Origin of the sequence: Enterobacter cloacae complex sp. SHL018 (assembly GCF_049237905.1) — a bacterium.
In the GTDB taxonomy this organism is placed as follows: Bacteria; Pseudomonadota; Gammaproteobacteria; order Enterobacterales; family Enterobacteriaceae; genus Enterobacter; species Enterobacter hormaechei_C.
On the sequence record NZ_JBMKJE010000001.1, the window covers coordinates 35,271 to 58,714 of the forward strand.

At 52.4% G+C, this 23,444-nt stretch carries 21 protein-coding genes; 13 read left to right on the plus strand and 8 right to left on the minus strand.

Annotation, left to right across the window (positions count from 1 at the left end; all coding sequences use genetic code 11):
* Positions 1-105: 105 nt before the first annotated feature.
* The 7 genes from ACOTY5_RS00195 to ACOTY5_RS00225 all read left to right on the plus strand — a co-directional run bounded on the left by ACOTY5_RS00195 (position 106) and on the right by ACOTY5_RS00225 (position 6,979).
* On the plus strand, positions 106-660 hold the full coding sequence (locus ACOTY5_RS00195; RefSeq protein WP_073970423.1) for a host cell division inhibitor Icd-like protein: 555 nt from the start codon (positions 106-108) through the stop codon (positions 658-660).
* On the plus strand, positions 657-896 hold the full coding sequence (locus ACOTY5_RS00200) for a hypothetical protein (protein ID WP_042713601.1): 240 nt from the start codon (positions 657-659) through the stop codon (positions 894-896). Before ACOTY5_RS00195 ends, ACOTY5_RS00200 begins: the two co-directional genes overlap by 4 nt.
* On the plus strand, positions 886-1,296 hold the full coding sequence (locus ACOTY5_RS00205; protein ID WP_045324658.1) for a hypothetical protein: 411 nt from the start codon (positions 886-888) through the stop codon (positions 1,294-1,296). Before ACOTY5_RS00200 ends, ACOTY5_RS00205 begins: the two co-directional genes overlap by 11 nt.
* The gene (locus tag ACOTY5_RS00210; protein WP_421631806.1) at positions 1,293-3,980 is read left to right on the plus strand and encodes a DUF927 domain-containing protein; all 2,688 of its coding nucleotides are present in this window, start codon (positions 1,293-1,295) and stop codon (positions 3,978-3,980) included. The genes ACOTY5_RS00205 and ACOTY5_RS00210 overlap by 4 nt, the downstream gene beginning before the upstream one ends.
* A gap of 277 nt (positions 3,981-4,257) precedes the next feature.
* The gene (locus ACOTY5_RS00215) at positions 4,258-4,530 is read left to right on the plus strand and encodes an ogr/Delta-like zinc finger family protein (protein ID WP_023325787.1); all 273 of its coding nucleotides are present in this window, start codon (positions 4,258-4,260) and stop codon (positions 4,528-4,530) included.
* Between the two features lie 551 nt (positions 4,531-5,081).
* The gene (locus ACOTY5_RS00220) at positions 5,082-5,642 is read left to right on the plus strand and encodes an SLATT domain-containing protein (RefSeq protein ID WP_045324654.1); all 561 of its coding nucleotides are present in this window, start codon (positions 5,082-5,084) and stop codon (positions 5,640-5,642) included.
* Positions 5,642-6,979, plus strand: coding sequence for a reverse transcriptase domain-containing protein (locus ACOTY5_RS00225; RefSeq protein ID WP_045324652.1), 1,338 nt, complete (start codon positions 5,642-5,644; stop codon positions 6,977-6,979). Before ACOTY5_RS00220 ends, ACOTY5_RS00225 begins: the two co-directional genes overlap by 1 nt.
* A gap of 384 nt (positions 6,980-7,363) precedes the next feature.
* On the opposite strand, the gene ACOTY5_RS00230 is transcribed toward ACOTY5_RS00225, so the two are convergent.
* The 6 genes from ACOTY5_RS00230 to ACOTY5_RS00255 all read right to left on the minus strand — a co-directional run bounded on the left by ACOTY5_RS00230 (position 7,364) and on the right by ACOTY5_RS00255 (position 14,479).
* Positions 7,364-8,110 carry an SAM-dependent methyltransferase gene (locus ACOTY5_RS00230; RefSeq protein WP_045142019.1) on the minus strand — a complete coding sequence of 249 codons (747 nt, stop codon included), beginning with the start codon at positions 8,108-8,110 and terminating at the stop codon, positions 7,364-7,366.
* A 10-nt stretch (positions 8,111-8,120) separates the two neighbouring features.
* Positions 8,121-8,378 (minus strand): YjhX family toxin, encoded by a 258-nt coding sequence (locus tag ACOTY5_RS00235; RefSeq protein WP_045142020.1) that lies wholly within the window; start codon positions 8,376-8,378, stop codon positions 8,121-8,123.
* A gap of 259 nt (positions 8,379-8,637) precedes the next feature.
* Positions 8,638-10,575, minus strand: coding sequence for a putative bifunctional diguanylate cyclase/phosphodiesterase (locus tag ACOTY5_RS00240; RefSeq protein WP_045142021.1), 1,938 nt, complete (start codon positions 10,573-10,575; stop codon positions 8,638-8,640).
* A 17-nt stretch (positions 10,576-10,592) separates the two neighbouring features.
* Complete coding sequence (locus tag ACOTY5_RS00245) at positions 10,593-11,087, minus strand: molybdopterin-dependent oxidoreductase (RefSeq protein ID WP_023303170.1); 495 nt, start codon at positions 11,085-11,087, stop codon at positions 10,593-10,595.
* A gap of 383 nt (positions 11,088-11,470) precedes the next feature.
* Positions 11,471-13,255: a diguanylate cyclase gene (locus tag ACOTY5_RS00250; protein WP_045142022.1), complete on the minus strand. Its 1,785-nt coding sequence runs from the start codon at positions 13,253-13,255 to the stop codon at positions 11,471-11,473.
* A 114-nt stretch (positions 13,256-13,369) separates the two neighbouring features.
* Entirely contained in the window at positions 13,370-14,479 is a 1,110-nt protein-coding gene (locus ACOTY5_RS00255; RefSeq protein WP_045142023.1) for an AI-2E family transporter, read from the minus strand.
* A gap of 157 nt (positions 14,480-14,636) precedes the next feature.
* Between ACOTY5_RS00255 and mmuP the strand changes: the two genes are divergently transcribed.
* The 6 genes from mmuP to tauD all read left to right on the plus strand — a co-directional run bounded on the left by mmuP (position 14,637) and on the right by tauD (position 20,543).
* Positions 14,637-16,037, plus strand: a complete 1,401-nt coding sequence (mmuP, locus tag ACOTY5_RS00260; protein WP_045142024.1) for an S-methylmethionine permease — start codon at positions 14,637-14,639, stop codon at positions 16,035-16,037.
* Entirely contained in the window at positions 16,024-16,956 is a 933-nt protein-coding gene (mmuM, locus tag ACOTY5_RS00265) for a homocysteine S-methyltransferase (RefSeq protein ID WP_040117252.1), read from the plus strand. Before mmuP ends, mmuM begins: the two co-directional genes overlap by 14 nt.
* Positions 16,957-17,130: 174 nt before the next feature.
* Positions 17,131-18,093: a taurine ABC transporter substrate-binding protein gene (gene tauA, locus ACOTY5_RS00270; protein WP_015571327.1), complete on the plus strand. Its 963-nt coding sequence runs from the start codon at positions 17,131-17,133 to the stop codon at positions 18,091-18,093.
* A 10-nt stretch (positions 18,094-18,103) separates the two neighbouring features.
* Positions 18,104-18,871, plus strand: a complete 768-nt coding sequence (gene tauB, locus ACOTY5_RS00275; RefSeq protein WP_045142025.1) for a taurine ABC transporter ATP-binding subunit — start codon at positions 18,104-18,106, stop codon at positions 18,869-18,871.
* Positions 18,868-19,695, plus strand: a complete 828-nt coding sequence (tauC, locus tag ACOTY5_RS00280) for a taurine ABC transporter permease TauC (RefSeq protein ID WP_017383144.1) — start codon at positions 18,868-18,870, stop codon at positions 19,693-19,695. Before tauB ends, tauC begins: the two co-directional genes overlap by 4 nt.
* The gene (tauD, locus tag ACOTY5_RS00285) at positions 19,692-20,543 is read left to right on the plus strand and encodes a taurine dioxygenase (RefSeq protein ID WP_017694443.1); all 852 of its coding nucleotides are present in this window, start codon (positions 19,692-19,694) and stop codon (positions 20,541-20,543) included. The genes tauC and tauD overlap by 4 nt, the downstream gene beginning before the upstream one ends.
* A gap of 79 nt (positions 20,544-20,622) precedes the next feature.
* Here tauD and ACOTY5_RS00290 read toward each other — a convergent pair whose 3' ends face one another.
* The gene (locus tag ACOTY5_RS00290) at positions 20,623-22,323 is read right to left on the minus strand and encodes a lysophospholipid acyltransferase family protein (RefSeq protein WP_045142026.1); all 1,701 of its coding nucleotides are present in this window, start codon (positions 22,321-22,323) and stop codon (positions 20,623-20,625) included.
* 128 nt (positions 22,324-22,451) lie between these two features.
* Positions 22,452-23,426, minus strand: coding sequence for a porphobilinogen synthase (hemB, locus tag ACOTY5_RS00295; protein ID WP_015571323.1), 975 nt, complete (start codon positions 23,424-23,426; stop codon positions 22,452-22,454).
* Positions 23,427-23,444: the final 18 nt, after the last annotated feature.

The following is a 23,444-nucleotide window of genomic DNA, read 5'->3' on the forward strand; positions in this document are numbered from 1 at the left end:
TGAAGAAATAAAAAGACCCGCTTATTAGCGGGTCTGTTTCACAGCGTAGGAAAAATGAAAAACTCAACTTCAAACTGAGGCTTAAGCATGTCAGGATTTAGATGGATGTTCAATAAACTAAATTCGGTTATAAATTTCTTGCGCCTTGCCAATTGCTCGGGCTATATTCGCACCGTTGCCGCAAAATCGGCAACCGGGCGTGGAAACCCGTGTAATCTGAAGGCGACACCAGACGCGCCACGCGTCTTTTTTTGTGTCCGTGTCTTTGCACACCTATTGCTTTTACAGCGGTTTCTTTGCCGTTGTAGCTATCGAGTAATGGTGGCTCAGGCGGGGCTGACTTCGGTCAGGCCGGTATCCTTCAGAGCCGGTATTTCCACCCCCGTCTGGGCTACCACCAGTGGGCGTGGAAACTCCGGTGGTAGCGTTAACCGCTATCTGAAGGAGATTGCCGCCATGGCTTCGATCCCTACATTGTCACATCCAGAATTTACCTTTGTTTTTCTCGCAGTGCGCCGTACTGATTATGCCGCGCGTCCATTCGCTGTGCGTACTGTTGCAACCTGCGAGCGTGCTGCCCGCATGAAACTCGTTGCCGATTTTGTACTGAGCTTCGCCGCACGTATTCCGATGAACAAACTCGGGGAGGTGAGCGCATGAGTCATTTACCCATCCCTAACCACGGTTGCACCTTGACTGAAGCAGGCGAGAACCGTCTTTTACGGGCTGCGCTGGCGAGCGAGTTCCTGGCCGAAGTTCTGTCATTTCCTGCGATGAGTGGGCAGAGAACAGTTTCTGCTGAGGGAGCCGCAGCAATCATGGCCTGTATTGCAGAACAGCTGGAGGGTGTGGTGAGAGAAACCAGTACCATTAAAGGAGAAAAGCATGAACGCTAATCTCGTAGTCCATTCACCTGAGTTTCGGGCGGCATTTCTGCGTTCCTGCATTGCTGATGCCTATATTTCCCTGATGGTGCGAATTAATGGGGAGGCTGTGTATATCGAGGATGGCGAGCGTATCGAGCTTACACCTAATCGCGTGGCCATGAATATTCTTTATCATATTGAAGCGCCATGGATTAACGAATTCGGCCAGGAAGAGGGGCATCGTCTGGCGTGTGACGTTCTGGAGCGAATGCTGTCACCCGGTTACATGGCTGAAAATATTCGCCTTTCCGCATTTGGTGTCTCTGAGCTACGTGAAGTGTACCGGGACATCGTTTTCGGTGCGCCCGATGGAGAAGTACCTCCGGGTTTCAGCATTACCACTGCGGGAGTCGGGGAGGTACTGCTATGAAAGTTCAGTCTGTATCTGCGGTTTCGGGGGCAGCAAACGGGCGCTGGCCACATATCCTTTCCGCGTTAGGGATTAATGTTCCTTCCGCCCGACGCCACGGTGCCTGTCCGGCCTGCGGCGGAAAAGATCGCTTTCGTCTTGATGACAAAGAGGGGCGCGGAACATGGTTCTGTAATCAGTGCGGCAATGGCGATGGCCTTGATTTAGTCCGTCTGGTGACTGGACGCTCAGTGAAGGAGGTCGCGGGAATGGTCTGTGAGGTTCTGGCATTGCCTGAAGTACAGGATAAACCCGCTATGCCAGCCAGGAAAAAGACGGGGGGAAACGAGACCGGGGCAGACCGCTATCAGAAACTTAAAAAGCTGTCTCAAAACGGTGAATCAGCCTATCTGACCGGAAAGGGATTACAGGGTTACTCTTTACCGCTTCTTACTGCCACCATCAATCTGGCGGGGATGTCTTTTCCAGCCGGGTCGCTGCTGCTGCCCTTAACTGACATTACCGGGAATGTTACAGGCGGCCAGCTTATTAACTCTGATGGTGATAAAAGTCTTTTACCCGGCAGTCAGCTGTCAGGTGCTTTTATTGCCGTGGCTGATGTTCCGTCTGATGCTCCGGAACAGGTCATTATCACTGAAGGATATGCCACTGCGTTGACGGTCAGCCTCCTGGCTGACGGCTGGATCGTTGCAGCTATTGCGGCCACAAATTTGGTAAAGGTCGCAGAGCAAATCCGCATTCGATGGCCTGACACCCGGATTATCCTGGCTGGAGATAACGATCTTGTTGACGGGAAAGAGAACACTGGCCGGATATGGGCTGAAAAAGCGGCGAAAGCCGTAGATGGTTGGGTAACGCTGCCTCCGGTACGTCATAAAGCCGACTGGGATGATTATCGCCAGGAAACCGGGAAGGAAAGGGCGCGTGAAGCCTTCCGGGAGGAAATGACATTACACGGAAAAGGGCAAACCAGATTGCCGCAGGGGTTCAGGCTCACGAAAGAATATTTGTGGTACGACAAGCTGGTGAACAAATCAGATGGTGACACTGAGATCCGCAATATCAAGATTTGCAGCCCGCTGCGTGTGACAGCTATCACCAGCGATGCTGACGGCAGTAACTATGGCCGACTGCTGGAATGGGAGGACACCAACGGTATGAGCCGAAAATGGGCAATGCCGATGGAAATGCTGGATGGTAGCGGAGAGGAACTGCGGCGCGTACTGCTGGTCAATGGGCTTTCTTATATCAATATCAACGGGATGGCCAGAGCACACCTGATGGAATACATCTCCCTGTGCAAGCCCGACAGAAAAGTGACCTGCGTAAATAAAACAGGCTGGCATGGCGGGGTTTATGTTCTTCAGGATGAAGTGATCGGCAAAGAGTCACAATCTGTCATTCTCCAGACTTCCAGTGTTCAGGGGCGTGATTTTCGTGTTACGGGCACCACGGAAGAATGGCGGGAAAATATAGGTCGCTATTGCGTCAATAATGCCCGACTGGCCTTTGCCGTAAGCCTGGCATTCGCCGCGCCGCTTTTGAAGCTGGTTGGCATAGGTGGCGGCGGTTATCACCTGAAAGGTGAATCTACAGACGGTAAAACCACGACCATGAAAGTGGCTGCTTCGGTGTGCGGTGGTACGGATTTCTGGCATACATGGCGTGCTACCGGGAACGCGCTGGAAGGAACGGCAAGCCGCCGCAATGATGCCACACTGATGCTTGATGAGATCCGGGAGGTGGATGGCAGAGAGGCGGGGAATATTGCCTACATGCTGGCAAACGGCCAGGGCAAAGCCCGCGCCCGAACTGATGGTTCGGTACGGGAAACAAACCGCTGGAATTTGTTGTTTCTATCGACGGGGGAGCTGTCACTGGTCGAGCACGCCGCCAATGCCGGAGAGCGAACTTACGCCGGGGTAGAAGTACGCATGATCCAGATCCCGAGTGATTCGGGCAAGCATGGCGTATTTGAGGAGCTGCATGGCTTTAGTGGTGGTAAAGCGCTGGCGGAGCATCTGGAACACGCCGTTATTCATTATCATGGCTCACCCTTCCGCGACTGGCTGCATTGTCTGACAGCCGATCTCCCGGAACTGACCAGCCAGGCGAAAGCGCTGCTGAAGGACTACACCCGCAGGCTGACCCCAGCGGATGCTGGAAACCAAGTTGGGCGTGCCGTTACCCGTTTTGCGCTGGTTGCTATGGCTGGAGAACTTGCCACACAAGCCGGGATAACCGGATGGCCTGAAGGTGAGGCGTTCAGGGCTGCTGAGTGTTGCCTGGCCTCATGGATGGCTGATCGAGGGCATACCGCGAACCAGGAGGATAAAACCGCACTGGAGCAGGTCAGGGATTATATGACACGTAACCAGTTCAGCCGCTTTGCTGACTGGCACGACGACAGGAACCGCCCACTGTCGATGATGGGGTTCAGGAAAGTGGACAAGGGCGACAACGTGACAGAATCCACTGTGACCTTCTACGTATTGCCATCTGGCTGGAAAGAAATTTGTAAAGGGTTCGATTCACGAAAGGTGGCCAGATTGTGTGTTGAGGCGGGCTGGCTGAAAGCCGGAGAGGACGGGAGAACGCAAAACAGCGTTCGCCTGCCAGAAATAGGGCTTAAGCGCGTTTACCAGTTTAATACGCAAGTACTGGGTAGCGCCGATCCCGAATAGTTATCGCGTGAGTCTTATTTTTATGAGGTAACACTGGTAACAGAGGTAACAGGCAGTAATGACGAGGCTTGCCACTGTTACCAGTCAGAAATATCCACTGGTAACAGTGGTAACAAAAATCAGTGTGTTACCACGCGTTACCTCTTTATTTGGCTCACTGGTAACAGATTAATTTCAATTAAATCAAAGATGTTACACGTGTTACCAGTGTTACACGTTCAGAACAAGAGGGAGGGAACCAAAATCCCTTCTTCTGGCAGGCAACAGAGGTTTAGCTATGCGAGTGATGAAAATTTACTGCCCGGAGTGTATGTCTGCGGCAACGGTGAGGAAAACAAACCGAAAGCACCCCAAATTATCAGATGTGTACTGTTATTGCTCAAATGTAGAGTGTGGGCACACGTTTGTGATGAACGTTTCCTTCTCACACACGATTAGTCCCAGCGCTTTGCGCGGCCAGGGACGAATTAAAGAGCTAATGGATGCCCTGCCACCGGACGAGCGACAAAAAGCATTAGAACTCCTGATGGCAGCCAAAGAGAGTCACTGAACGGTTCGCCGGGAGTAACTAAAATTTTCCCGGCTTCGGTTCATTAAATTTCAGCTGCTTAAGAAAAAATGTCTATAAGAATCAGTTTGTTAACTTTAAAGTGTGCCGTCAGTTATCATGAAAAATCTCACCTAAAATTTTATATCCCTTTACTTTCAATAGCTTAAGTCAAGTGCTTACGATTTTGGAGTAAAGCTAAACTGAAAAAAGCTGAAATTCTTTTCACTCTTTTCAGTTCTCTGCTCGCTGTAAATCCCCAGTTGTGGCGCGGTCTGGCGCTATCATTTGTAAAAAATCCCAACTGAAAAATTTTTGCGATCTGAAAACCGCAGGCGGGTGCGGTGTAGTGCGATTTTGGTCGTTTGAAGTTTTTTTTTGTAATGAAAAGTAGTACATTTCCTGTGAGGCGTATCGTAGGTGATTCACCTGCGATCATCCATACCAAATGGGTGCAACTAATTTTGGGAGGCTTTGCCTCTAGTCTGACTAGTCTGTTTACAGGCGTTACTTATTACTACCTTCGGCGCCTCACATTAATTAGGGATTATATGATGAGCGATTTATCTGATAAAATATGGTGGACAAGAAAAGCGAAAATTAAAGCTGAGCGACGCCTACTTAATTTTGATTACTATTCTCAACTTCTTTTGCTTTGGTATTCAACTTTTCTAGTATGTTATTCTATTTATACCTTAGTAAAACCCGCTCAAAAGATAGAAGAAGCAGCGATAATGGTTTCTTTGTCAGTGCTAATTTTAGTGTTGACTCTTTTTATCAATAATATGAATTTTAAAGGCCGTGCATTATTAATTAAACAATGTTACGAGCGACTGAGTGTAATACATACCGCATCACTTTCCCCAACAAATCCTTCCGAATTAGATAAAGAATATCAAGCAGTGTTAGGTTCGTCAGAAAACCATTTAGAAAAAGATTTTGCAAAAGCCATAGTCGACGAATATTTTAATACGAATGATAAAAGCCTTTTAACGAAAAAACCTACTTTTATCCATTTCTTCATGATAGCCATACTTTTTCTTCGAAATGTAGCATCATTTTTGTTTTTGTTTCTTTTTCCTTTTATTATCTTGTTTTCATTGAGAGCAGTCTAATGAGTGCACATGATATATTTCTCAAGCATTTTCAATCATCTAATTTAAAAAGAATTTACAAAGAAGTGGTTTTGTTATCTGCGGCAACAGGTATCGATAATATGTCTCATGAAGTCTTTTGGCGCTTTCATGATCACGAAATAGAAACAATTAGAAGAAAGTGTTTAGCTGGTACTTATCGCTTTAATAAATATAAACTAAAGCTTATAAGTAAAGGTAAAGGTAAGGCGCCAAGGGAAATTTCAATACCAACAATCAGGGACCGAATCGCCTTAAGAGCTATTTGTGATTTCTTGCAAGAGGTTTATGCATTTGATTTAAATTTTGAGTTACCACAGAATATGGTGGTAAAAGTTAATAATATTATTTTGAGTAAGCAGTATGATTATTTTATGAAGTTTGATGTGGCGAATTTTTATCCGTCAATACGGCATAACAAGTTAATATCGAGACTTAGAGCAAAAATTAGAGATGAAAATATATTATCTCTAATAGGTAAAGCAATTAGCTCACCAACGGTTTCTAAGCCTAATGCAAGTGATAAAGCTAATGAATGTGGCGTACCTCAAGGATTATCAATTTCGAATATATTGGCTGCAATATACTTGATGAATATTGATAAACACTTTGCATCAAGGGATGATGTATCATACTTCCGATATGTTGATGACTTAATGATCCTTTGTCGTTCAGATAAGGCAGAATCTTTGATAGAAAGTGTTCTTGTAAAGTTCAGAAGGCTAGGACTTAAAATTTATGATCCAATTAAGAATCCTGAGAAATCTAGTATGGGTTTGTTAACCGAAAGTAAGTTTGGTTACTTAGGATATTATTTTAGCGAGGGAGGTAAGGTTTCAGCACGTGATGGATCTGTTGATAACTTACGACAATCTCTTTTATCGATTTTTACAGGGTTTAAACACTCCAGTATTAAAAGTCAAGAGTTTTTAACGTGGCGTATAAATCTGAGGATTACTGGTTGTGTATTCCAATCAAAATCAAAGGGATGGTTATACTTTTTTTCGGAAATTAACGATATAACGTTGCTTCATTCTCTAGATGATTTCATTGCTAGGCTCTGTAAACGATATAATGTTAACTTGCAATTAAAATCATTTGTAAGGGCGCACTATCAAATTAAACATAAAAGACGCGAAACCAAATATGTTCCTAATTTTGATAAATATAATCTAGAACAAAAGGCATATGTATTAAATCATTATTTTAATAAAAGTACTGAAAACTTAACAGATGAAGAAATTGAGTATAATTTTAATAAAAGAATAGCTAAACAGGTTAAGGATATTGAAACAGATGTTAAAGATGCAGGCTACTAATATTAGTCATCATTAGCAACTCACTGTTTAAAGTCACTCTTAGATTATTTTATGGCTACGTTTTACGTAGCCTTGGCAAAATTCGCACAAGTTAGCTCATGGAGCACATCTATGGTTTCGTGAAAAGAGCGAGCCAGTGGGGGCATTTACGGGGGCATATTTTTAAGCTTTCACGATAAATGTAAATGATATCAACTGGTTATAGTTGTTGTTTGTTCCTATTATCCCATCTAAATCAAAAAGTTACCCTGCATTCCAGTAAATCTCGTTCTCAGACCATGGCAGCAAATATTGCCATTGGCTGCACATTTTCGCGCAATCGTTTTGTACCTCAAAGAAGTTGATCGGCGGCATAACCCTAAAGGCTATACCGCCAGCGCCATGTTATCGCGCCATTAACGCAAACACTCCCCAGCCAAAGTACTCCCGCGTGTACGTCACATGACGTTCAGGCGCTATCGTCAGCTCCGCCCGAACCTCCTGCGCGAAGTCATCGTCTGGGTTTTCCTCCAGCCAGCGCCGCATGGTCATCCATTTTGCGGCTTCGTACCTGTCCCAGCCTTCCTGATCAGCCAGCACCATTTCAACCAGGTCATAGCCCTGTTGATCGAAAGACGCGACCAGACCGGGCAGAGTGAGAAAGTCTGCAATCGACGAGACGCCGCAGGCCTGGGCTGTCTCCTCCGTCGCAGGTACCTGACGCCAGTACGGTTCGCCGATGAGCATTATTCCCCCGGGCTTGAGGCTTTTTGCCAGCAGATCCATCGTCCCGGCTACGCCACCCGCAATCCAGGTTGCGCCAACGCAGGCCGCCACGTCACATTTTTCATTTGCGACGTAGCCGGCCGCGTCGTTATGAATGAAATGGACGCGTTCGCTGACGCCGAGTTCCTCTGCGCGCCGCGTGGCCTGCGCGGTGAAGAGCGGGCTCATATCGATACCGACACCGGTAATGGCGTGATCCCTAGCCCAGGTACAAAGCATCTCTCCCGAGCCGCTGCCGAGATCGAGAATGCGTGTGCCTGGCTTCATGCGTAACACGCGGCCCAGCGTCGCGTACTTCTCTGGCGTAAAGGGGTTATGAATGCGGTGTTCGCTTTCGCTAACAGTAAAAATACGTGGGATATCCATCATCCTCTCCTTAACGATTATCAGGCTGAGCGCGAACGTTGTTCAGCCCGGTGGTGTTAATGCGGTAGGGCTGACCGTTAACGGATTTGATCAGCTTTTTGGTTTTGAGCTTTTTGAAAACGGCGAGCGTGCAGTCAGCCAGCAGTAGCCCTTCGCGGCTATAGCATTCAATGGCGGTGACGCGGCCAGAGTTATCGCGGACGTGCACAATACGGCCACCTTTGGCGAGAACGTGTAAGGTACGTTGTTCCTGACGGGATAAATTCATACTGGAAAACCTGTTTAATCATCATGTGCAAAACGTGCAAACACACAGCGGTGTCCGCATACGATTTCGGCGCATTGATAATCAGTCCGGCCTGGAAAGGTCGGGAAGCTGATTATCGGATGATTACATTCTCCAGCATCAAAGCCTCGGTTTGAGTTGATAGGTATTTACGGGGTGAATGATAACACCTGGTTATTGTCAGTGAATACCCAGGGGTGAAAAATGTGATCCCGGTTGGTATCGGGCTGAGGAGAGGGGATCATTCCTGGCCGCTCTTAATTTTGCTGTCGACCTGAGGCTGTGGTTTGCTGAAAAGATATCCCTGCACAAGCTCGCAACCCAGAGCCTGAAGCCGCTCAAGCTGCTCTTCGGTCTCAACGCCCTCGGCAATAACGCCCATATTAAGGCTTTTAGCCATACCGGTAATCAGCTTCACAATATTAAGCGCATCTTCCTGCGTAGATATCGGATTGACAAAAGATTTATCGATCTTGATTTTATCAAAATTCAGTTCGCTGAGTCTGGAGAGCGACGAATAACCCGTGCCAAAATCATCAATAGAAATTCTTACGCCCAGTGAGCGTAGTTTTTTGAGGATCGCAATGGGGTTATTTCTGTCACTGAAGAGGGAAGACTCTGTGACCTCTAACTCAAGACGGTTAGCCGGGAGCCCGGTCTCAGCCAGAACGGACTGCACCGTATTAATAAATGATTTGCTGCCTAACTGAACAGGCGAGACGTTGACGGAGATCCTGGCCGGAACAGCCCATGAGACCGCTTCCCTACAGGCCAGTTTAAGTACAGTTTTACCTATCTCGTTGATCATGCCTGTTTTTTCAGCGGCGAAAATAAAGCTATCCGGGGAGAGCATCCCCTTGACGGGGTGCATCCAGCGAATAAGCGCTTCATAGCCGTAAATTTCCTTGCTGACGGAATTCACAATAGGCTGGTAATAAACAATAAACTCATCATTCTCTATTGCTCTTGCCATATCATTTTCAAGGGTTCTGCTTTCCTGCAACTTCTGTAGCATTCGCTGGCGGAAGACTTTGATTTGCTGAGAACCTTCTTTCTTGGCTTCATAGAGCGCCAGATCGGCAAATTTATAAAGGTAATCTGAACGTCGTTCGTTATCCGATAAAACAATACCCACACAGGTGGCTATTTTTATAAGTTGATTATTAATTGTATAGGGCTTGCTGATGCTATCACTGATTTCTCGCGCGCGTGAAACGGCTGCGGCTTCGGTTAAGCCACTGGAGAGAAACGCAAATTCGTCGCCGCCCAAACGATAAAATGTCTCTGAAAAGCGGCTCAAAGCGTTAAGGCGCGTGGATACCTCACGTAACAGTAAATCGCCAGCATCATGACCGTAGGTATCATTCACCTCTTTGAACCGGTCTAAATCGAATAACATCACCGTGACCGAAATATGTTTTTCCTCAGCCTGTAGATTAAGTTTATTGAGATCATCCCAGAAGAAAAGACGGTTTTTCATGCCGGTAAGGGAGTCATGATAAACATCGTATTCCAGTTTTGTATTCTGGATTTGCAGGGTTTCTTTGGACAGCTGAAGTTCTTCAGCCAGAGTTTTAACCTGTGTATGTGCTTTGAGAATGTTTTTATTTTGATAGATAATCAAAAAGCCCAGTATGAAGCTTAAAATAACCAGTAACAGCGAAAGTGCTGAATAAATATAATATAGAACCTGTATTTTTAGGTTAGTTTCATTGATTGTATTAACATCTTTTGTTAAAGCCGTTGATGAAAGCTGGCTTAGCGGTGCATCCAGTAAATGCATATTTTTCAGATAGAGCTTTAACTCTGAACGGCTCATTTTCTCAAGATGACCATCCAGATAGTTCAGTATATTTTCCAGGCGTAAGGCGAGCGCCTGATGCGCTTTCGCGCTGTTTATATAACGACCCAGGCCGCCCTCTTTCAATAAATCATTCTGGCTCAGCATGATTTCCAGGCGCATGCGAACCTGGTCTACCGTAACGTCATCAGTCTCGGTTGCGTACAGTCCAATCCATGATTCAAATCGGTAATATTCAGATACCAGTTGGGCTACAGACCAGGACTCAGTGTAGTGAGTCAATTTTTGCAACTCCTGCTGACGGTCGTAGACAAGAAAGGCTATATATCCCGTAGTGATAAAAAGAGAAAAAATGATACCAACCAGTATCCTGTTCATTATGTTCTCCTGAACTACTATTCAATCTTCATTTTGCTGACCTGCCAGGCCGATCGCGAGTAATAAATCTGATTATTGAGTTCAGGAAGACTGTCATAAGGGTAGACGATGAATGACGGACCTTTATCGCGGATGCGCATATATTCGCCATTGACCTTTAACGCCAGGATGGCGTTGTATTTCTGGAAGTCGCTGAGAGGGATGACGGTAGTATAATCATTGAGTGCAACCACATTCAGAACAGAACCCTTAGCACCCACATACTCCATGAGTTTGCGCATCGGGATACCCTCAAACTTCGTGCGGCCATTATACCAGGGAGAGGTCGTCTGGAAACTCACCATCCCCAGTTTTTCCAGGCTGGCAATATCAAAAACGGCTTTTCCATTTTCGTTCGTATTTTCTATATTACCGGTAATTGTTAAGATGGGTTTGCCCACAGGCTTTGGCAGTTCGCCAGCCCAGCTTAAACTTTGTACCAAAAAGCAGCACAGCATTAGGATTATTCGCATATTGGCCTCCTCTTTTTAACAGAAGTATAAGAATTATAAGTTAATTATCCTATAAGTTTGTCTATTTTGTTGAACGCCACGGCTTTTTGCAAACGATACTTCATTAAATGTATTAAAATCAAATGGATAATCGTTGTTTGCCCCGTGATTGCAGACCTCTGGCTGGAGCTTACGTTTTTTAAAACATTAAAACTCAGTGTAATTAGCCACCCGGGTTTAAAAAATGATCGCTTTGATTTATTGATATATTTACGCACCCCCATTTTTTATCAATGGTGGCATCGTTAAGATGAATTTATTTGTACAAAGAATGATAACGCACCCTCAATGTGAGGGAATAAGAGAGTGCGCGTACCTCTGACGTCATTTGCACTGAGTTTCGGTTAACCCGTCTCCAGCATACTGAAACTGACGATCCGCGAGCGCCCCAGCTCTTTCGCCCGGTAAAGCGCCACGTCTGCCGCGCGCAGCAGGTCGTCGCTTTGGGCGTGCTGCGGGTAACTGGCGATCCCGATCGACACATCCACTGGGCCAATCTCAGCAAGCCCATAGCGCAGCGACAGCGTATGGACGCCGTTATAAATCTCAGTTGCGCAGGCGTGAGCCGCTTCCTCATCCGCACCCGTTAGCAGCACCAGAAACTCTTCGCCACCAAAGCGGAAGGCCAGGCCGGCATCGTGCACGGCACGCTGAACAATTGTCGCCACGCTCTTTATCACATGATCGCCAGCCTCATGGCCGAAGCGATCGTTAATGCTTTTAAAGTGATCGATGTCGATCATCATGCAGCTCACCGGCTCATCATTGCGCATTGCCTGAGCTATCTGAGTGCGCAGGGTATCTTCCAGGTGGTGGCGGTTACGCAAGCCGGTGAGCGGGTCGAATAGCGCTTTTTCCAGCAGGGCATCGCGCAGACGCTGGTTGGCCAGCGCCAGACCCAGGGCTTCCGCCATTAATTCGAGATATGCGCGGGACGGCGCTGTTTCAGGCGTGATGTTCTGAAACGACAGCAAACCAATGGCTTCCCCCTGCGCAATGAGCGGCACGCACAGTGAACTGTCTTTTTGTGATTCAGGCAGATGCTGGCAACCGATATCCGGCTCGCCGTTGACCGGTGGGTGGCTCTGACCACGGCGTATGGCCCAGCATTGATCGGGGTGGAAAGCATTTTTTTCTCCCTGTGGAGATAACCATTCCGCCGCACAGCGCATCTCCCACGGGTTTCGATCCAGAATATACAGACGTCCGGCGACACCCGGCGCAATGTTGGGAGCAAACAACTCTGCCACCTCAATCACGTCGCTGACGTTCTCGCATCCCTGCAAGCGCTGGGTCATTCGCGCGAGCAGCTCGCGGATGGCCCAGTCTGCGTCGCGTTCTTTTTCAAGCCGCTGCCTTGCCAGCCCGTTCTCGCGGAAAATGCGAATGGCCTGCGCCATATCGCCTATCTCATCGACCTGGTTGAAATTGGGCGTTTCGACGCCGTAATCCTGTGAGGCCAGGCGGTGAACCACATCGCTGAGGCGCACTACCGGGCGCAGCACGCGGTGCTTGAGAATAAAGCCCATCACGAATAAGAAGAGCAGGGCGGTCAGGCCGACCATCACCTCTGAGGCGGTACGCAGCGTTTTCGACGTGTTGGTCGCCGCCTGGACATCGGCAATAATGCGCTTATCCAGCAGCATACGAAAATGGTCAATCTTGCTCTGGGCGCGTTCCGTTTCAAGTTCGTAGATTTTGCCGAAGAGTAACGCAATGGCCTGTTGTTCCTCACCCCGGGCGACGCTGGCAATTGCTGCCTGCTGTTCATCCTGTAGGCCATCAACAATCTTCAGCCCTTCATACAGCAGCGCCAGCTCTTCGCCCGTTGCGCCCGTATCTTTTAACTGTCCCACTTTGTGTTCAATATTCTTCAGTTCACCTTCTTTCGCCTGGTACGCTTTCAGCACATCGGGCTCTTTTTTGATGGCGTAAAGGCGCGCTAAATCGGAGAGCATCCAGGTTTCTGCTTCAATCTCTTCCGTAAGCTGGTCAAAAATTTGTCGTTGCTTAACAGCCTGACGCTCTACGTTGTCGGCATGGGAAGCCATCAGCATGACGATGCCGGAGGCAATGGTCAGGCACACCGTGACACCATAAGCCCAGTTTGTGATCGTGGCGATTCGCACCTGTTGGATCCTTCTACGACAAATGTGGAAGAGCGTTCATTTCAGATTATAGAAAACCCCTGATTTAACGCGAAAAAAAAGGCGGCACCGGGCCGCCTGTCCAAACGCGTTTCGTTAGAGGTCCGGATGATTTTTTCCCTCTTCGATAAAGTCTGCGTCCAGCTCTTCGGCGTTGCCTGCGTGGTCGCGGCCAGAGAAGAGGTTCCAGCAGGCGATAAACAGGGCGGCAATCAGCGGCCCAATCACAAAGCCGTTAATGCCGTACAGCTCCATACCGCCGAGCGTGGTGATCAGTATCAGGTAGTCCGGCATTTTGGTGTCTTTGCCCACCAGCAGCGGACGTAAAAGGTTGTCCACCAGCCCGACGATAATGACAAAGAAGCCCACAATGAACAGACCCTGCCACAGCTGGTGAGTGGCAAACAGGAAGATGGCGGCGGGAACCCAGACAATTGCCGAGCCGACGGCGGGCACCAGGGAGAGGAACGCCATCAGCGCTCCCCAGAGTACGCTACCGTCAATACCGACGATGGCAAAGGCGATACCGCCAAGCGTACCCTGAACCACTGCCACGACCGCCGTACCTTTTACAGTGGCTCGCGAGACGCCGACAAACTTAGCGAACAGGTGCTGTTTGGCGAAGTCAGACAGCGGCAGCGAGTCGAGGATCTGGCGCACCAGATAGGGCCCGTCTTTGAGCAGGAAAAACAGCAGGTACAGCATAATGCCGAAGCTAATAGCAAAGCCGAACGTCCCTTTACCAATCAGGAACGCGCTTCCCGCCAGATACTGCCCGCCCTGTAACGCGACATCGGAGAGCTTCTTCTGGATCTGCGCGGCGTTGGTCAGGTTGTGATCCGCCAGGAAGCCGCTGGCCCAGTCCGGCAGGCGGTTGAAGATACCGGCGATGACTTCCGGGAACTGCGTGTTGTTCTGTTGCAGCTTGGTGTAAACCATGTTCAGTTCTACCGCGAGCGAGGAAAGGATCACCATCAACGGAATAAACACGATCAGGCAGATAATGCCGAGTGTAAGGAGGGAAGCCAGCCCGTTGCGATCGCCCAGCGCGGTACGCAGTTTGTTTTTCACCGGGTTGAAAATGATGGTCAGGATAGCGGCCCACAGAATCGCCGAGAAATAGGGAGACAGCACGTCAAAGAAAGCCCAGGTAACAAGGGCCAGGATGAGAATAAAGAAACCTTTGGTCAGTCCGTTAAATCGCATAGTGAGTCCTGGTGAAGAAGAAACTGTGTCGACTATAGAACTGATTTAAAGATTTACCAATAATTGCGCCGAAGTCGTGCCGGGTGGCTTTTTGTTAACAATCGCGGTATAACACCCTTCTTTGGATGTTTAGATGTCCATACGTTTAGAAGGTAATATGCAATCAGAACAACAAAACGGGCAGCTTAAGCGCACCATGAAAACCCGTCACCTGATTATGCTCTCGCTGGGGGGCGTTATCGGCACAGGGTTATTCTTCAATACCGGATACATCATTTCGACAACCGGCGCGGCGGGCACGCTGCTGGCGTATCTTATTGGTGCGCTGGTGGTCTGGCTGGTTATGCAATGCCTGGGGGAACTTTCCGTGGCGATGCCGGAAACCGGCGCGTTCCACGTCTACGCCGCTCGTTATCTCGGCCCGGCGACAGGGTATACCGTGGCGTGGCTCTACTGGCTTACGTGGACAGTGGCGCTGGGATCGAGCTTTACCGCAGCCGGGTTCTGTATGCAGTACTGGTTCCCGCAGGTTCCCGTCTGGACGTGGTGCGTCGTCTTTTGCGTGGTGATTTTTGCTCTTAACGTCATTTCCACGCGCTTCTTCGCCGAAGGGGAATTCTGGTTCTCGCTGGTGAAAGTCATCACCATCATCGCCTTCATTATTCTCGGCGGGGCGGCGATCTTCGGTTTTATCCCGATGCAGGACGGTTCACCGGCGCCGGGCTTAAGCAACCTTACTGCCGAAGGCTGGTTCCCGCACGGCGGTCTGCCGATCCTGATGACCATGGTGGCGGTCAACTTTGCCTTCTCCGGAACGGAGCTTATCGGCATCGCGGCAGGAGAAACGGAAAACCCACACAAGGTTATTCCGGTTGCTATTCGCACCACCATCGCCCGGCTCATCATCTTCTTTATTGGCACCGTGTTTGTGCTGGCGGCGCTGATCCCGATGCAGCAGGCTGGCGTGGAGAAAAGCCCGTTCGTGCTGGTGTTTGAAAAGGTCGGCATTCCGTATGCGGCGGATATCTTTAACTTCGTGATCCTGACGGCGATCCTCTCGGCGGCGAACTCGGGTCTGTACGCCTCTGGCCGTATGCTGTGGTCTCTGTCTAACGAGAAAACGCTGCCGCGCTGCTTTGCCCGCGTCAACAAAAACGGCGTGCCGCTGACGGCGCTCTCCGTTTCCATGCTGGGTGGCGTGCTGGCGCTGTTCTCCAGCGTGGTCGCGCCGGATACGGTGTTTGTGGCCCTGTCAGCCATTTCCGGTTTTGCGGTGGTGGCGGTGTGGATCAGCATCTGCGCGTCACACTTCGTGTTTCGTCGCCGTCACGTGCAGTCCGGGCAGCCACTTTCGGCGTTGCAGTATCGCGCGCCATGGTATCCGCTGGTGCCCGTGCTTGGCTTTATCCTCTGTCTGGTGGCCTGCGTCGGCCTGTGGTTTGACCCCAGCCAGCGTATTGCCCTTTATTGCGGGCTTCCGTTTGTCGCCCTGTGTTATGGCGCGTACTACCTGACCCGAAACCTGACCACGCAGGAGCCTGAACATGTCGCAGAATAATCCGCTTACCGCCCTCCTTGAAAACCAGCCGTTTGTCGTGCTGGATGGGGCGATGGCAACGGAGCTGGAAGCGCGCGGTTGTAACCTTGCCGACAGCCTCTGGTCGGCCAAAGTGCTGATGGAAAACCCGGAGCTGATCCGGGACGTGCACCTCGACTATTACCGCGCGGGGGCACAGGTGGCGATCACCGCCAGCTATCAGGCCACGCCTGCGGGCTTTGCCGCACGCGGGCTGGACGAGGCGCAATCCCGGGCGTTGATTGGCAAAAGCGTAGAGCTGGCACGCAAAGCGCGGGAAGCGTACCTGGCAGAGAATGCGCAGGCGGGCACGCTGCTGGTGGCGGGGTCGGTAGGGCCGTACGGCGCGTACCTTGCCGATGGATCTGAATATCGCGGCGATTATGTGCGTCGCGCTGAAGAGTTCACCGCGTTCCACCGTCCCCGCGTGGAGGCGCTGCTGGATGCGGGCGCGGATCTGCTGGCCTGTGAAACGCTGCCTTCTTTCCCGGAGATTAAGGCGCTGGCGGCGTTGCTGACGGCGTATCCTCGCGCCCGGGCATGGTTCTCATTTACCCTGCGTGACAGCGAGCATCTGAGTGACGGGACGCCGCTGCGGGATGTCGTTTCTGCGCTCGAAAGCTACCCACAGGTTGTCGCTCTGGGGATCAACTGTATCGCGCTGGAAAACACCACCGCGGCGCTGACGCATCTGCACAGCCTGACGTCGCTGCCGCTGGTGGTCTATCCGAATTCCGGCGAGCATTATGATGCGGTGAGCAAAACCTGGCATCACCATGGTGACGCCTGCGAGACGCTGGCGGGGTATTTACCGCAGTGGCTGGATGCCGGTGCGAAGCTGATTGGCGGCTGCTGTCGCACCACGCCGCAGGATATTGCTGCGCTGACGGTTCAGCGCTGAGGTCTTTGCCGGGTGGCGGCTGCGCCTTACCCGGCGAAACAACCGCACAAAATTCACTATCCTTTCCCGCTTTTTTTCTAAAAACGAATCGTCATTAGCGATTCTTTTTTATTCCTTTATCAAATTTCTCGCGCCGGAAATACTGCCCTTATAACAACAAGGGGAGCAGGCACTATGGCAATTTCATCGCGAATCACATTACTCGGCGCACTGGCGCTGTGGGCATTTCAGGCGCAGGCGGTGGACGTCACCGTCGCGTATCAGACTTCCGCTGAGCCGGCGAAAGTCGCGCAGGCGGATAACACCTTTGCCAAAGCGAGCGGGGCGAATGTCGACTGGCGCAAGTTCGACAGCGGCGCGGCGATTGTGCGGGCGTTAGCCTCGGGCGACGTGCAGATTGGCAACCTGGGCTCCAGCCCGCTGGCGGTGGCCGCCAGCCAGCAGGTGCCGATTGAAGTCTTCCTGCTGGCGTCGCAGCTCGGAAATTCCGAAGCGCTGGTGGTGAAGAAAAGCATCACGAAACCCGAAGATTTGATCGGCAAACGCATCGCGGTGCCGTTTATCTCCACCACGCATTACAGCCTGCTGGCAGCGCTGAAACACTGGGGCATTAAGCCGGGCCAGGTGCAGATCATTAACCTGCAACCTCCGGCGATTATTGCCGCCTGGCAGCGTGGCGACATCGATGGAGCATACGTCTGGGCGCCCGCCGTCAACGAGCTGGAAAAAGAGGGCACCGTGCTGACCGACTCCGAAAAAGTGGGGCAGTGGGGCGCGCCAACCCTTGACGTCTGGGTCGTACGTAAGGACTTTGCCGAGAAACACCCTGAAGTGGTGAAAGCCTTCGCCAAAAGCGCCATCGACGCACAGCAGCCATACATCAGCAACCCGGATGAATGGCTGAAACAGCCCGCCAACCTGGAGAAACTCTCACGTCTGAGCGGCGTGCCGGAAGCTGACGTGCCGGGGCTGGTAAAAGGCAACACCTATCTGACGCCTGCGCAGCAGGTCCAGCAGCTGAACGGGCCGGTGAGCAAAGCGATTGTCGACACTGCGACGTTCCTGAAAGAGCAGGGCAAAGTGCCTGCGGTGGCGGCGGATTACAGCCAGTTCGTGACCGATCGCTTTGTGAAATAAGGGGGCTGCAATGCTGAACATTACAAACCTGTCTGCCGATTACGGCGGCAAACCCGCCCTGGAAGAGATCAACCTGACGCTGGACAGCGGTGAACTGCTGGTGGTGCTGGGGCCGTCCGGCTGCGGGAAAACGACGCTGCTGAACCTGATCGCCGGGTTTGTACCGTATCAGCACGGCACGATCCAGCTGGAAGGGAAACGGGTTACGGGGCCAGGCGCAGAGCGCGGCGTGGTCTTCCAGAATGAAGGATTACTCCCGTGGCGAAACGTTCAGGAAAACGTTGCGTTTGGTCTGCAACTGGCCGGTGTAGCGCGTGAACAGCGCCTGAGTACGGCGCGCGATATGCTGAAAAAGGTCGGGCTGGAGGGAGCTGAAAAACGCTTTATCTGGCAGCTTTCAGGCGGGCAGCGTCAGCGCGTCGGGATCGCCCGCGCGCTGGCGGCTAACCTACAGCTGCTGTTGCTGGACGAACCTTTCGGGGCGCTGGATGCCTTCACCCGCGAGCAGATGCAAACCCTGCTGCTGCGCCTGTGGCACGAAACCGGCAAGCAGGTGCTGTTAATCACCCACGATATCGAAGAGGCCGTGTTTATGGCGACGGAGCTGGTGCTGCTCTCACCGGGGCCGGGCCGCGTGCTGGAGCGCCTGCCGCTTGAGTTTGCCCGCCGCTATGTGGCGGGAGAGCCGGTACGCAGCATCAAATCCGATCCGCTGTTTATTGAACAGCGTGAATACGTCTTAAGCCGCGTGTTTGAGCAACGGGAGGCGTTCTCATGAGCATTGTTTTCAGTGAAAAAACGCGGCGGACGCGCCTTGCCTTACGCTGGCCGTTCTCTCGCCAGCTCACCTTAAGCCTCAGCACGCTGGTGGTGCTGCTGGCGGTATGGTGGGCGGTTGCCGCGCAGCAGTGGGTCAGCCCGCTGTTTCTGCCCCCGCCAGGCCAGGTTCTGGAAAAACTGATTACTATCGCCGGGCCGCAGGGCTTTATGGATGCCACGCTCTGGCAGCATTTAGGCGCCAGTCTGATGCGTATTCTGGTGGCGCTGCTGGCGGCGGTCATTATTGGCGTTCCGGTGGGGATCGCGATGGGACTGAGCCCGACGGTACGCGGCATTCTCGACCCGCTGATAGAGCTTTACCGTCCCGTCCCGCCGCTGGCTTACCTGCCCCTGATGGTGATCTGGTTTGGCATCGGCGAGACGTCAAAGATCTTACTGATATACCTGGCGATATTTGCGCCGGTAGCCATGTCGGCCCTGGCTGGCGTAAAGAGTGCGCAGCAGGTACGCATACGTGCGGCGCAGTCGCTCGGCGCCAGCCGCGCGCAGATACTGCTGTTCGTCATTTTACCAGGCGCGCTGCCGGAGATACTGACCGGGCTGCGCATCGGCCTTGGGGTGGGCTGGTCTACGCTGGTGGCGGCAGAGCTGATAGCCGCCACGCGCGGCCTTGGGTTTATGGTGCAGTCGGCGGGAGAGTTCCTGGCGACTGACGTGGTACTGGCAGGGATCGCGGTGATCGCCGCGATTGCCTTTGGATTAGAACTGGGACTGCGCGCGCTACAGCGTCGCCTGACGCCCTGGCATGGAGAAATACAATGAGTGAACGACTGACCATTACCCCGCTGGGGCCATATATTGGCGCGCAGGTGTCGGGCCTGGACGTAACCCGTCCGCTGAGCGATAACCAGTTTGAGCAGCTGTACCACGCGGTGCTGCGTCATCAGGTGGTGTTCCTGCGCGAACAGGCCATTACCCCACAGCAGCAGCGCGCGCTGGCCCTGCGTTTTGGCGACCTGCATATCCACCCGGTCTACCCGCATGCGGAAGGGGTGGAGGAAATTATCGTGCTGGACACCCATAACGATAACCCGCCCGATAATGACAACTGGCACACGGACGTTACCTTTATCGACACACCGCCAGCCGGGGCGATTCTGGCAGCAAAACAGCTGCCGGAGACGGGTGGGGATACGCTGTGGGCCAGCGGGATTGCCGCGTTTGAGGCGCTCTCCGCGCCGCTCCAGACTCTGCTGAGCGGCCTGCGGGCGGAGCATGACTTCAAAAAATCGTTCCCGGAGTACAAGTACCGCAAAAGCGAAGAGGAGCACCAGCGCTGGCTGGATGCGGTCGCAAAACATCCCCCGCTGCTGCACCCGGTGGTGCGTACCCATCCGGTGACCGGAAAGCAGGCGCTGTTTGTGAATGAAGGGTTTACCACGCGTATCGTGGACGTAGCGGAAAAAGAGAGTGAGGCGCTGCTCGGCTTCCTGTTCGCGCACATCACCAAACCGGAGTTCCAGGTGCGCTGGCGCTGGCAGGAGAACGATCTGGCGATCTGGGATAACCGCGTCACGCAGCATTACGCCAATGCGGATTACCTGCCGCAGCGAAGGATTATGCAGCGGGCGACTATCCTGGGGGATAAGCCGTTTTACCGTGCGCCTTGATTGCCGGGTGGCGGCGTTGCCTTACCCGGCCTACGTTTAATTGTAGGCCCGGTAAGCGCAGCGCCACCGGGCAACGGAGCTAAAGGTGTGCTTCTATATACCGCTGATAGCGGTTTGCCTTCAGATAACACAGATCCACCAGCACCAGCCCGTCGATACAGTTATTGAACGCCGGATCGCTGCCGAAATCGATAAACTGCACGCCGCCGGGTTCGCATAGCTCGGAATACTGTTTGTAGAGCGGCGGGATGCCGCAACCCAGGTTGCCGAGCAGGGATTTCAGCTTTGTCAGGTCATCCACGTAATCCACCCCGCCAAACTGTGCCAGCACGTCCGGAAGTGAGGCCGGGTAGGGTTGACGCGAGGCGGCTAAGGGATGGCTGGCCGGAAACCAGAGACGATAAAACGCCACCAGCAGATCCCGTGCGGCAGGCGGTAAGCCGCCGGAGATGGACACCGGACCAAACAGGTAACGGTAATGGGGATAGCGTGCCAGATAGGCGCCAATGCCTGACCACAGATAGTCCAGACCGCGACGCCCCCAGTAGCGCGGCTGTATAAAGCTGCGCCCCAGCTCAATGCCGTGCTCCAGTATGTCCTGCATTTTTTCGTCGTAGTGGAACAGGCTGTAACTGTACAACCCCTCGACGCCGCGCTTTTCCACCTGCATGGCCGTTGGCATAAAGCGGTACGCGCCGACAATTTCCAGGTCATCGTCATCCCACAGAATGAGGTGCAGATAGTCATCATCGTAGCTGTCCGTATCCCGGCGCTTCCCGCTGCCTTCCTCCACGGCACGAAAGGCAATCTCGCGCAGCCGCCCCAGCTCGCGCAGCAGAGGCGCCTCTTCCTGCCCGTTGCGCTGCCAAAGATAGATGGCCTTACCATCGCTGGTTTTGCCCAGACACTCGGCCTGCGCCAGTTCGCGCTTCAGCGTGGCCCTGTCTTCCGGGCGGGCAATGGCGCACTGGGTTTTAAAGACGCCAGGCAATCCCTTGCCAAGACGTATCACGTGCTGACGACACTGCTCGGCCATCTCACGCGATGAAAGGGGAGAACTAAACCGCTCATTCCAGGCAATCTGCTGGCCGATTTTGATCGGCAGCTGACTGTGACGGCGGCGAAACATCTGTTGCATCAGCAGCAGCATGGATACCGTTGGCGAGACCAGCGTGCTGGCATAAAACAGCAGGCTGTTGTGCGCCTGGATATGTACCGGAAGTAGCGGCACCCGTAATTTGCCGGCCAGCTTGATAAAGCCCGGATGCCATTTTTTATCGCGGATGCCTTTGCGCGTTGGGCGGGAAACTTCACCCGCCGGAAAGAAGATCAGCACACCGGCGTTTTGCAGGTGCTGCTCCATCAGTATCAGCGAGGCTTTTGCGGTTCTGCCGCCCATATTATCCACGGGGATAAACAATGAACTGAGGGGCTCAAGGTGGGACAGCATCCTGTTGGTAACAACCCTGACGTCGCGGCGCACGCGGGAAACGGCGTACAGCAGCGCCAGCCCATCCAGGGTGCCGGTGGGGTGGTTCGCTATCACAATAAGTGGGCCGTGTTCGGGGATTTGTTCGAGATCGCGGGCGGAAACGGAGCAGTGAATATCAAGGTGTTCCAGAACCTGCTCCACCATATCCAGCCCTTTCAGGTGACGGTGGCTGGCGGCAAACTGCTGAAATTCGTCTTCGTGAAGCAGTCTTTTTAACAGACTTTTTTGCCAGGGTGCGGGCCTCGCCTGAGGCCAAAGGTCATCAATAACGCTGTCGAGACTAAACATTGATCACTCCTCCTGCCGTCTTGCCCAGACAGTAGAAGGAGGAGATGTCGTTTGTATTGCAGTTTGGTGAAGATTAGTGCAGAGAGCAGGCCGGGTAAGGCGAAGTCGTTACCCGGCGCTAAAGCGGATTAACGCAGAATTTTCTTCTCAGCCAGATCCAGCGCGAAATAGCTGAAGATCAGATCCGCGCCCGCGCGTTTGATCGCCCCCAGGCTTTCGAGGATCACTTTCTCTTCGTCGATGGCACCCGCCTGCGCGGCGAATTTGATCATCGCGTACTCGCCGCTCACCTGGTAGGCGCCCAGCGGCAGTTCGGTGCGTTCGCGAATGTCGCGCAGGATATCCAGGTATGCGCCAGCCGGTTTCACCATCAGGCAGTCAGCGCCCTGGGCTTCATCCAGCAGAGACTCACGAATCGCTTCGCGGCGGTTCAGCGGGTTCATCTGATAGGTTTTACGATCGCCTTTCAGCGCCGTGCCGGCTGCTTCACGGAACGGGCCGTAGAAAGAGGAGGCAAATTTGGTGGAATAGGACATGATGGCGGTGTCGGTGAAGCCCGCAGCGTCCAGCGCCTGACGGATCGCCTGTACCTGCCCATCCATTGCCGCAGAAGGCGCAATGAAATCCGCACCCGCAGCGGCGGCAACTACCGCCTGCTTGCCCAGATTCAGCAGGGTCGCATCGTTGTCCACGCCGTGATCGCACAGCACACCACAGTGGCCATGAGAGGTGTATTCGCAGAAGCAGGTATCGGACATGACGATCATCTCCGGCACACTCTCTTTGCAGATGCGCGACATGCGGGCGACGAGGCCGTCTTCTTTCCAGGCATCGCTGCCGGTCGCGTCAGTGTGGTGGGAGATACCGAACGTCATCACCGAGCGGATGCCCGCATTCGCAATGCGTTCGATCTCGCGGGCCAGATGCTTTTCAGGAATGCGCATCACGCCCGGCATCGCGTCGATGGCTTTGTAGTCATCGATCTCTTCTTCAACAAAAATCGGCAACACCAGATCGTTTAAGGTCAGTGTTGTCTCTTCAAACATGGCGCGCAGTGCGGGAGACTTGCGCAGGCGACGGGGACGTGCAATTAAATCGGTCATGGTATGCCTGATGTTTGT